This is a genomic window from Microcella sp., assembly GCF_030645145.1.
In the GTDB taxonomy this organism is placed as follows: domain Bacteria; phylum Actinomycetota; class Actinomycetes; order Actinomycetales; family Microbacteriaceae; genus Microcella.
The window spans coordinates 1-9,927 of sequence record NZ_JAUSMI010000063.1; the positions used below are offsets into that span (position 1 = coordinate 1).

Annotated in this window: 11 protein-coding genes and 1 tRNA gene; 6 read left to right on the forward strand and 6 right to left on the reverse strand. The window is 71.6% G+C overall.

What is annotated here, in order from left to right:
• The coding region (locus tag Q7T15_RS03785; RefSeq protein WP_304693432.1) for a DNA-directed RNA polymerase subunit beta at positions 1-548 on the reverse strand (548 nt) is incomplete at its 3' end.
• Positions 549-626: 78 nt separating this feature from the next.
• Between Q7T15_RS03785 and Q7T15_RS03790 the strand changes: the two genes are divergently transcribed.
• Positions 627-699 (forward strand) — tRNA-Lys (locus Q7T15_RS03790).
• Positions 700-704: 5 nt separating this feature from the next.
• Here Q7T15_RS03790 and Q7T15_RS03795 read toward each other — a convergent pair.
• The 3 genes from Q7T15_RS03795 to Q7T15_RS03805 all read right to left on the reverse strand — a co-directional run bounded on the left by Q7T15_RS03795 (position 705) and on the right by Q7T15_RS03805 (position 3,031).
• Positions 705-1,106: a hypothetical protein gene (locus tag Q7T15_RS03795; RefSeq protein ID WP_304693434.1), complete on the reverse strand. Its 402-nt coding sequence runs from the start codon at positions 1,104-1,106 to the stop codon at positions 705-707.
• Between the two features lie 150 nt (positions 1,107-1,256).
• The gene (locus tag Q7T15_RS03800; RefSeq protein WP_304693436.1) at positions 1,257-2,189 is read right to left on the reverse strand and encodes an aldose 1-epimerase family protein; all 933 of its coding nucleotides are present in this window, start codon (positions 2,187-2,189) and stop codon (positions 1,257-1,259) included.
• Between the two features lie 38 nt (positions 2,190-2,227).
• Positions 2,228-3,031, reverse strand: a complete 804-nt coding sequence (locus Q7T15_RS03805; protein WP_370689090.1) for a DeoR/GlpR family DNA-binding transcription regulator — start codon at positions 3,029-3,031, stop codon at positions 2,228-2,230.
• Between the two features lie 95 nt (positions 3,032-3,126).
• Between Q7T15_RS03805 and galT the strand changes: the two genes are divergently transcribed.
• Both galT and galK read left to right on the forward strand, forming a co-directional pair.
• Positions 3,127-4,230, forward strand: a complete 1,104-nt coding sequence (gene galT / locus Q7T15_RS03810) for a galactose-1-phosphate uridylyltransferase (protein ID WP_304693452.1) — start codon at positions 3,127-3,129, stop codon at positions 4,228-4,230.
• The gene (galK, locus tag Q7T15_RS03815) at positions 4,227-5,390 is read left to right on the forward strand and encodes a galactokinase (protein WP_304693440.1); all 1,164 of its coding nucleotides are present in this window, start codon (positions 4,227-4,229) and stop codon (positions 5,388-5,390) included. Before galT ends, galK begins: the two co-directional genes overlap by 4 nt.
• A gap of 295 nt (positions 5,391-5,685) precedes the next feature.
• Here the strand turns inward: galK and Q7T15_RS03820 are convergent, their stop codons facing one another.
• Positions 5,686-7,158 carry a malate:quinone oxidoreductase gene (locus tag Q7T15_RS03820; protein WP_304693442.1) on the reverse strand — a complete coding sequence of 491 codons (1,473 nt, stop codon included), beginning with the start codon at positions 7,156-7,158 and terminating at the stop codon, positions 5,686-5,688.
• Positions 7,159-7,217: 59 nt separating this feature from the next.
• On the opposite strand from Q7T15_RS03820, the gene Q7T15_RS03825 reads away from it, so the two are divergent.
• From Q7T15_RS03825 to Q7T15_RS03835, 3 genes are all read left to right on the forward strand, one after another.
• The gene (locus tag Q7T15_RS03825; RefSeq protein WP_304693444.1) at positions 7,218-7,982 is read left to right on the forward strand and encodes a sulfite exporter TauE/SafE family protein; all 765 of its coding nucleotides are present in this window, start codon (positions 7,218-7,220) and stop codon (positions 7,980-7,982) included.
• A 76-nt stretch (positions 7,983-8,058) separates the two neighbouring features.
• Positions 8,059-8,835: an IclR family transcriptional regulator gene (locus Q7T15_RS03830; protein WP_304693447.1), complete on the forward strand. Its 777-nt coding sequence runs from the start codon at positions 8,059-8,061 to the stop codon at positions 8,833-8,835.
• The gene (locus Q7T15_RS03835; RefSeq protein ID WP_304693449.1) at positions 8,832-9,758 is read left to right on the forward strand and encodes an AEC family transporter; all 927 of its coding nucleotides are present in this window, start codon (positions 8,832-8,834) and stop codon (positions 9,756-9,758) included. Before Q7T15_RS03830 ends, Q7T15_RS03835 begins: the two co-directional genes overlap by 4 nt.
• A gap of 58 nt (positions 9,759-9,816) precedes the next feature.
• Here the strand turns inward: Q7T15_RS03835 and Q7T15_RS12330 are convergent.
• A partial coding sequence (locus tag Q7T15_RS12330) for an integrase core domain-containing protein (RefSeq protein ID WP_370689091.1) occupies positions 9,817-9,927 on the reverse strand: 111 nt, incomplete at its 5' end.

Consider the following 9,927-nt stretch of genomic DNA (forward strand, 5'->3'; position numbering starts at 1 on the left):
AGGTCGGCGGCGCGCGCGTCGTCGACGGCTGCGTCCGCGTCGTCGGCGAGGTCGGCGGCTCCCGCGGCCGCGGTGCGGCAGAACGCGGCGGCGCGCTCGAGCGCGACGGCGAAGTCGCCGACGTAGGCGCCGCGCAGCACGGCGTCGGCGAGATCGCGGATCTGATCGGGGCCCGTCGGAGCCTCGGCCCCGGCGACGACGACGTCGGCGGTCGCGAGCACCTCGCTCCCCCGCTGGAAGAGCAGCGCCGTGCCCGCCGGATCGGCGCGGATGAGGGCACGCAGAAGCGACAGCCGCCAGAGCGCGCCCGGCAGCGAGCGGGCGCCGGCCCGCGACCACAGCTCGGCGAGCGTGTCGAGCCCGTGCTCGTCGGTGTAGGCGACCATGCGCTCGATGAGGTCGGGGTCGTCGCTCGCGCGCACGCGGTGCACGAGCGCCCGCGCGCTGTCATGGGCGATGCGCAGGGTCACGGCGGGGTCGAGCCCGCCCTCGTAGGCCTCGAAGTGCGCGCTCGGCACGCGCACGGGTCGGTGGTGTCGATCGGCCATGCGATCCACGGTACTCGCGCGGTCTGGACGCCCCGCCACCGCCGCAGCGCACCCCGACGCGCGGTAGATTCGTACTGCGGGCCTCTAGCTCAGTCGGTAGAGCAGCGGACTTTTAATCCGCGGGTCGTGGGTTCGAGCCCCACGGGGCCCACTCGCTCAGTCGCCCATCCCGGCACGCGGGCCGGGCATGTCTTTCGTCACGGTGAACTCGCCGATCACGGTCTCGCCGTCGCTCGCGAAGACCTCGATGATGCGCTCGCCCGACTCGAGCGACCCGGCGACGTTGCGGGCGAGCTCGAGCTCGCTCACGCGCACGTAGCCGATCTGGCCGTCGTCGGTGGGAGCCGCGAGAAGGTCGGGCACCTGGCTTCCGTTGGCGCTGCCGTAGGTCTCGCCGCGCTCGTTGACCGGGTAGTCCACGGCCGCTCCGTTGACGGAGGCGGCCTGCGTCTGACCTCCCGTGATCCCGTCGCCGAGCCCCGGCGCCACGATGAGAAGGGCGATGATCGCGACGACGCCGACGACGGCCGCGATGATGATCTTGACGGTGGTGGTCACGCGCGTCTCCGAGTCCGACCGCCGGTCCACTCCCCCGATGGATGGCGCGGTCGGTCTCGTCTCATCCAACCAGGCGCCGGGCATCCCGCCTACAGCGCCGGTGCCCCCACTTAACGGGGATGCGCCCCGACAGACCAGGCGACGGATGCCCTACGCGGGCCGGCAGATGCCCCAGCTGCCCGACCAGGAGTCGCCGGGCTGCAGCCACCGCAGGCCGATCCCGCTGTTGAGCGCGTCGGCCGGGGCCGTCATCGGTTCGACCGCGATAGCGGTCTGCTGGCCGCTCTCGCCGGGGAAGATGCGCGTGACGAAGACCTGCAGCCACTCCCACTCGCGGCCCTGCCACAGCTCGGTCTCGGTGCCGTCGGGCGCCGAGAGGACGGTGCGGACGATGCCGTCGCCGTCGGGCTCGACGCGCCAGGCGTCGTCGAACTGGGCGTCCTTCACGGCGACGCCGCCGCTCAGGTCGAAGCGCGTGCCCGCGACGGGCTCGAGGCCCTCGGGGTTGAGGCGGTCGTCGACGATGACGTGCTCGACGGTGCGAGCGGTGATCGTGAGCTCCTCGATCGGGTGCTCGCCGACCGAGAGGAAGGGGTGCGTGCCGAACGCGATCGGCGCGGCGTGGTTCCCGATGTTGGTCGCCGTGTGCGTGACGCGGATGCCGTTGCCGGCCAGGGCGTACTGGACGGTCGTCCAGAGATGGAAGGGCCAGCCGTGCTGCGGGACGATCGCCGCGCCGAGCGTCACCGAGTCGTCCCACTTCTCGACGACGCGGTACGGGGTGTTGCGCAGCAGGCCGTGGATCGCGTTGCCCCGCTCGACCTCCGTGATGTCGAGCTGCATCGCCTTCCCCTCGTGCACCCAGCGCCCGTCGCGCACGCGATTCGGCCACGGGGCGAGCACGATGCCGTGCCCGAACGGCGGGGTCGACTCGCGGGGGAAGCCCTGCACGAGCGCATGCCCGTCGACCGAGAGCTGCCGCAGGGCGGCGGCGACCTCCGTGATGGTCGCCTCGACGGTGCCGTGGGCGCCGTCGTGGCGGAGGTGGAACTGCTCTCCGGTGGGGGCTGCGATGCGGGTCACGTCGCCAGACTAACCCCGGGCGGCTCCGGCGCGCGGCCTCAGCGGCGTCGGGGCGAGACCGCTCTCACCCGCAGCCCGGCTACGGCGAGAGCCGTGGCATCCCCCTCATCGAGACCCGTGTCGGTGATGAGCTCGTCGATCTCGTCGAGGTGCGCGACGCGGCCCAGGTGCGCCTGACCGATCTTGCTCGAGTCGGCGACGAGCAGGCGCCGGGCGGCGCTCGCGACCATGCGGCGCTTGATCTCGGCCTCGGGCAGGTTGACGTTCGTGACGCCGTGCTCGACGTGCACGCCCGTCGCGCCGAGGATCGCGAGGTCGGCCCGCACGTCGTCGAGCAGCGTCGTCGCGAGCGGGTTGACGAGCGAGTGCTGCAGCGAGCGCACCGTGCCTCCCGTGACGACGACCGTGAAGCGAGGGATGGCCGGCTCGAGCGCGAGCGCGATGGCGAGCCCGTTCGTCACGACGACGAGCTCGCTCAGGTCGGCGCGCGCGACGAGGGCGTGAGCCACGGCGAGGGTCGTGGATCCGACATCGAGCAGCACGCTCTTGCCCGAGCGCACCTCCGCGGCGGCGGCGGCCGCGATGGCCTCCTTCGCTCGGGTGAGCCGGGCACGCGACTGCTCGAGGCTCGACTCGCGTTCGGCGACGAGCCCCTTCGGCATTGCCCCGCCGTGCACGCGCGCGATGCGGCCGTCGCTCTCGAGCGCGGCGAGGTCGGTGCGCACGGTGACCTCGCTCACGCCGAGCTCGCGGGCGAGGTCCGTCACGCGGGCGAACCCGCGCCGAGCGATGGAGGCCGCCATGCGCTCGCGGCGCAGCGGGGCGGAGTCGGCCACGGGCATCCTCGTCGTCTCAGTCGGGCTTTCGGAAGTCGTCGATATCGAAAGCGTACGGCTTGTGAAAGCGCAAGGCCAGGTTCGTAGCATGGAGCGTGCCCATCACGCAGCGCTCCACGACTCTCGCCGACGGCCGCGAGCTCATCTACTTCGACGACGCCGACTCGACCCTCGGGCCCGAGCGCTCGATCGACTCGCGCGTGCTCGACCCGCGGCCCGACACGGCCCGCATGCGGCAGGACGTCCTGACCGGGGAGTGGGTGTCGATCGCGAGCAACCGGCAGAACCGGGTGTTCCTGCCTCCGGCCGATCAGGATCCGCTCGCCCCGCAGAGCGCCGCCAACCCGAGCGAGATCCCGTCGAACTACGACGTCGCGGTGTTCGAGAACCGGTCGCCGAGCTTCGGCCCCGACCTCGAGCACCCCGAGGCGCCCGCCGGTCTCGCCGACCTGCGCGCGATCGGCATCGAGCGCACGCGCGCGAGCGTCGGACGCTGCGAGGTCGTGTGCTTCGCCCCCGACCACGAGGGCTCGTTCGGCTCGCAGACCGTCAGTCGCGCGCGCACCGTCATCGAGGCGTGGGCGCAGCGCACCGAGGCCCTGTCGCGGATGCCCGGCATCGAGCAGATCTTCGTCTTCGAGAACCGCGGGCAGGAGATCGGGGTCACCCTCCCCCACCCGCACGGCCAGATCTACGCCTACCCCTTCATCACGCCGCGGACGTCGACGCTGCTGCGGTCGGTCGACGCAGTGGGGCCCGATCTCTTCACGCGCATCCTCGAGGCCGAGCAGGCGGGCCCGCGCGTGCTCGCCCGCACCGAGTTCTTCACGGCGTTCGTGCCGTTCGCGGCGCGCTGGCCGCTCGAGATCCATCTCCTGCCCCATCGCCACGTGCCCGACCTCGCGGGTCTCACCGACGAGGAGAAGGACGATCTGGCTCCGCTCTACCGCCGCCTGCTGCGCGGTCTCGACGCGATCTACGACTCCCCCACGCCGTACATCGCGGCCTGGCACCAGGCGCCGGTAAACGAGGCGCGGGATGCCGTGCGCCTGATGCTCCAGGTGACGAGTCCGCGCCGCGCCGCTGACAGACTGAAGTACCTCGCCGGGTCGGAGGCCGCCATGGGCGCCTTCATCGGCGACGTGGCCCCGGAGGCGCAGGCGGCCGTCCTGCGCGCGGCGATCGAGAAGGCAGATCAGAGTTGAGCACCGACATCCGCGACGACACCCGCGCCGGCTTCACCGATCTCTTCGGGCGCGAGCCCGAGGGGCTATGGTCGGCGCCCGGCCGCGTCAACCTCATCGGCGAGCACACGGACTACAACGAGGGCTTCGTGCTCCCGTTCGCGATCGACCGTCGCACGGTCGTCGCTGTCGGCCTGCGGGATGACCGGGTCGTCCGCGTCGCGTCGACGATCGCCGACGAGGTGGTCGAGATCTCGCTGTCGGATCTCACGCCGTCGGTGCTGAGCGGCTGGCCGGCGTACCCGCTCGGGGTCGTGTGGGCGTTCAGCGAGTTCGGCGCCGACCTCTCGGCCGTGCCGGGGCTCGACCTCTTCATCGACTCCGACGTTCCGCTCGGTGCGGGGCTCTCGTCGTCGGCCGCGGTCGAGTCGGCCGTCGCGCTCGCGCTCAACGACGTGTGGAGGCTGGGCCTGGACCGGCGCACGCTCGCCCGCGTCGGCCAGCGCGCGGAGAACGTCGCCGTGGGCGCCCCGACCGGGATCATGGACCAGTCGGCGTCGCTGCTCGGCCAGGTCGACCACGCGGTGTTCCTCGACTGCCGGTCGCTCGAGAGCGAGCTCGTGCCGCTCGGCCTCGCGGAGGCCGAGCTCGCGATCCTCGTCATCGACACCGGCGTCAAGCACTCGCACGCGACGGGCGGCTACGGCGAGCGCCGCGCGGCGTGCGAGCGCGGTGCGGCGGCGCTCGGCGCGTCGTCGCTGCGCGATGTGACCGTCGCGGATCTGCCGCGCGCGCAGGAGCTGCTCGACGACGTCACCTACCGCCGCGTGCGGCACGTCGTGACCGAGAACCAGCGGGTGCTCGACACGGTCGAGGTGCTGCGGTCGGGCGGCGGCGCGGTCGCGATCGGCGATCTGCTGGATGCCTCGCACCGCAGCATGCGCGACGACTTCGAGATCTCGGTGCCGGAGCTCGACCTCGCCGTCGAGACCGCCGTGCAGGCCGGAGCGATCGGCGCCCGCATGACGGGTGGAGGGTTCGGCGGCGCGGCGATCGCGCTCGTGCGGGTCGGCGACCTCTCGCGCGTGCAGGTCGCGGTCGACAACGCCTTCGGCGAGCACGGGTTCGGCCAGCCCGACACCTTCGTCGTCGTCGCTTCGGACGGGGCCGCCCGCAACTAGGTCGCTGGGGCGGCGGCGGCCGCGGCCGGACGCAGCCCGGAGCTCGCGGTGCGCTGCGCGCTTCCTGCGGAGTGCAGCCGCCCTACCGTTGTTGAGGAGTGACGTAATCCGTTTTCGACACTCCTCGACAACGGAAGGAGCGCGAAGGGACGACCGCTTCGCGTGCCCTCACGATGCAGAGGAGTGACGTAATCGCATTTCGTCACTCCTCCGCATCGTGAGGGCGTCGAGCTCGGTGCGCCGAGTGAACTCCTGCAGCCCGGCCCGAGGGCGGAGCGCAGAGGGTCGGAACCGCCTACCGCGCGATCGCGAGGGCGGCGGCCGTCTGACCGAGGATGCGGTCGGCGACCTCCGGGTCGTCGCTCACCTTCCCGCCGAACGACGGGATCATCTGCGAGAGCTTCGGGGTCCACCCCTCCATGCGGTCCGGGAAGCAGCGCGCGATGAGCTCGAGCATGATCGGCGCGGCCGTCGAGGCGCCCGGTGAGGCGCCGAGGAGGCCGGCGATCGTCCCGTCGGCCGAGGCGACGACCTCGGTGCCGAACTGGAGGACTCCGCCCTTCTCGGGGTCGCGCTTGATGACCTGGACGCGCTGACCGGCCACCATCTTGTACCAGTCGCGGCCATCCGCCTTGGGGTAGAAGTCGCGGAGAGCGTTGAGGCGGTCCTCCCGGCTCGCGGTGAGCTCACCGACGAGGTACTTCACGAGGTCGAAGTTGCGCAGGCCCACCTGCAGCATCGGCACGATGTTGTGCCACTTGATCGACGCGAACAGGTCGAGCCACGAGCCCGTCTTGAGGAACTTCGGGCTGAAGCCCGCGTACGGGCCGAAGAGCAGCGAGGTCTCACCGTCGACGACGCGCGTGTCGAGGTGCGGCACCGACATGGGCGGGGCGCCGACCGAGGCCTTGCCGTAGACCTTCGCCAGATGGCGAGCCACGATCTCGGGGTTGTCGCTGCGCAGCCACTCGCCGCTGATGGGGAAGCCGCCGAAGCCGCGGATCTCGGGGATCCCGCTCTTCTGCAAGAGGGGCAGGGCGTGCCCGCCCGCTCCGACGAAGACGAAGCGCGCCTCGACCTCGGTGGGGGTGTCGCCGACCTCTTGGCGCATCGACACGCGCCACGCGCCGTCGCGAAGCTTCTTGAGGCCCGTCACGCGGTGCTCGAGGCGCAGCGACGCGCCGTTGGCGACGAGACCGTCGACGAGCAGGCGGGTGAGGGCGCCGAAGTCGACGTCGGTGCCGGCGGCCATGTAGGTCGCCGCGATCGGCTGGCCCTTCGAGCGGCCCGGGATGAGCAGCGGCGCCCACGCGCGGATCTGCGCGACATCCTCGCTGTACTCCATGCCCGCGAACAGCGGGTGGTCCTTGAGCGCCTCGAAGCGCTTGCGCAGGTACTCGACGTTCGCCTCGCCCCACACGAAGCTCATGTGCGGCGTCGCGTTGAGGAACGCCTTCGGCTCGGGCAGCAGGCCCTCGCCGACGAGGTGCGACCAGAACTGCCGCGACACCTGGAACTGCTCGTTGACCTTCACCGCGTTGGCGATGTCGATCGTGCCGTCGGCCCGCTCGGGCGTGTAGTTGAGCTCGCACAGCGCGGCGTGCCCGGTGCCGGCGTTGTTCCACGGGTTGGAGCTCTCGAGAGCGACGTCGCTCAGGCGCTCGTAGATCCGGATGTCCCACTCGGGCTCCAGCTGCTGCAGCAGGGTTCCGAGGGTCGCGCTCATAATGCCCCCGCCGATCAGGGCCACGTCGATGCGTTCAGTCACGATTCACGAGTTTACGCCCGTGACCTGCGCATCCGCGCCGCCCGACTAGGGTGGAGCGAGTGATTCTGCCCCTTCTTCTCGTCGGCGCAGTCGGGGGACTTCTTTCGGGGATGTTCGGTGTCGGCGGCGGATTCATCATGGTGCCGCTGCTCATGTGGCTCGCGAACATGGACCAGCGCCGCGCGGCCGCCACGTCCCTCCTCGCGGTCGTCCCGATCGCCGCGGTGAGCGCGATCGGCTACGGCGTCCAGGGCGAGATCGACCTCTCGGCCGCGCTCATCGTCGCCGGCGGGGCGCTCGTCGGCGCCCCCATCGGCACGTGGCTGCTGCGCCGCCTGCCGCTCGGCTGGCTGCTCTGGCTGTTCATCGCCGGCATGCTCGTCGTCGCCGTCCGACTCGTCCTCGTCGCGCCCGAGCGCGGCGCCGAGGTCGAGTTCTCGACCGGCGTCCTGTTCGGCTACCTGCTGCTCGGTCTCGTCATGGGCACCGCGTCGGGCATGTTCGGCATCGGCGGCGGCGTGATCGCCGTCCCCGTGCTCATGACCGTCTTCGGCATGGGCGACCTGCTCGCGCGCGGCACCTCGCTCGTCGCCCTCATCCCGGCCGCCATCCTCAGCTCGTCGATCAACCTCAAGGCGGGGATGCTCTCGGTGCGCGACGCGGCGATCGTCGCGGCCCCGGCGCTCCCGGCCTCGATCGCGGGGGTGTGGCTCGCGTTCCTCATCCCGCCCGCCGTGGGCGGCATCCTGTTCGCCGCGCTCCTGCTCGCGCTCGCGGCGCAGCTCGCCTTCCGCGACCTCAGGAAGCGACGAGCAGCTCGCTGATCCCGTCGACGATCGCGGCGATGCCTCCGAGGTAGGAGAACCCATGCCACAGAGGCGCACCGTTACGATGACCCGCATGGAGTCCGGCGACACCGCATCGCAGAAATCCGGGATGCTCGATCGGGCCGTGACGCTCCTTGAGCTCATCGCCACCCACGCCGACGGCATCGGGGTGCGGGAGGCCGCTCGCCAGACCGGCATCGACCGCAGCGCCGTGAGCCGCATCCTCACCCGCTTCGAGGAGCTCGGCTACGCGCAGCAGGAGCGCGAGCGCGGGATGTACGCCGCGGGGCCGCGCCTCTTCTCGATCGTCGCCGCCCTCGCCGAGCGCGACTCGCTCGCGAAGGCCGCCGAGCCGCTGCTCAAGAAGCTCGTCTCGCGCTTCAACGAGACCTGCTATGCCGTCGCCCGCGTCGACGACACGCTCGTCTACCGCGCGAAGGTCGACTGCGACAACACCATCCGCTACGTCATCGAGCTCGGCAAGCCCTTCCCGCTCGTGAGCGGCGCGTCGGGCATGGCAATCCTGACCGGCATGACGGCGGAGGAGCGTGAGGCGATCATCAACCGCCCGCTCGTCGCCCACACCGAGGCGAGCATCACCGACCCGGAGGAGCTGCGCGCGCAGATCGCGCACGACCTCGAGGTCGGCTACTCGTACAGCCCCGGCCGCTGGGTGCCGAACGGCGGCGGTGTCGCCGCTCCCTTCTATGACGCCGCGGGCCGCTGCGCCGGGGCGATCACGCTCTCGAGCCCCATGGACCGCATGCGTCGCCTCGACATCCCCGAGGTCGGCGCCGCGGTGCGCGAGGCCGCACGGCTCATGAGCGAGCGGCTCGGTCTGCTCCCGTGATCGGCGTGCTGACCGGCTTCGCCGTCATCGCCGCCATCATCGGCCTCGGCTGGATCATCGCCCGCGTCAATCTCCTGGGCCCGGGCGCCGACCAGGTGCTCTCGCGCCTCGCGTTCTTCGTGCTCACGCCGCTGCTGCTGCTCACGGTGCTCTCGGAGGCCGACGTCAGTCGGCTGTTCTCCTCGCTCATCCCGATCTCCGCGATCGCGGCCGTGTCGTGCTTCCTCATCGCGACGGTGGTCGCGCGACTCGTCTGGCGCCGCGGTGTCGCGGAGACGACGATCGTGGCCCTCGCCTCCGGCTACGTCAACGCCAACAACATCGGCCTGCCGATCGCGATCTTCGTGCTGGGCGATGCCGCGCTCGCGGCGCCCGTCATCCTGCTCAACCTCACGGTCTTCGCGCCCATCGCGCTCGCGATCCTCGACGTGAGCACGAGCGGCCGGGTCTCGATCGGGCGCATCCTGCTGCAGCCGATCCGCAACCCGATCATCGTCGCCTCGCTCCTCGGCGTGCTGCTCGCCGTCACGGGGCTGCGCCTGCCGGAGGTCGTGCTCGAGCCCGTGCGGCTCGTGGGCGGGGCGGCCGTGCCGATCATCCTGCTGCTGTTCGGGATGTCGCTGCACGGCGTTCGCGTCCTCGCTCCCGGCACCGGCCGCCGCGACGCCCTGCTCGCGACCGCGCTCAAGGTCGTCGTCATGCCGATGATCGCGTGGCTCGTCGGCTGGCTCGTGTTCGGGCTCTCGGGAATGCCGCTCTTCACGGTCGTCGTCTTCGCGGCCCTGCCCGCGGCGCAGCACGTCTTCAGCTGGGCGCACCGCTTCGACCGGCACGTCGCCGTCGCGCGCGACGCGGTGCTGCTGTCGACGATCGGGGCCGTCCCCGCGCTGCTCGTCATCGCGGCGACGCTCGCGCCGCGCTGAGCGCGCGCGGCGGCGCCGCGGTCTCGGCCGCGCTAGATGTAGTTCCCAGTGACGTTGTTCATGCTGCCGCAAGTGCGGTGATCGGGCTTCTGTGGCCCAGAGAGCCATGGGGTCGCTGCGTGTTGTAGTAGCGAACCCATTCTGGCAGGACCGCCCGACGATGCTCACT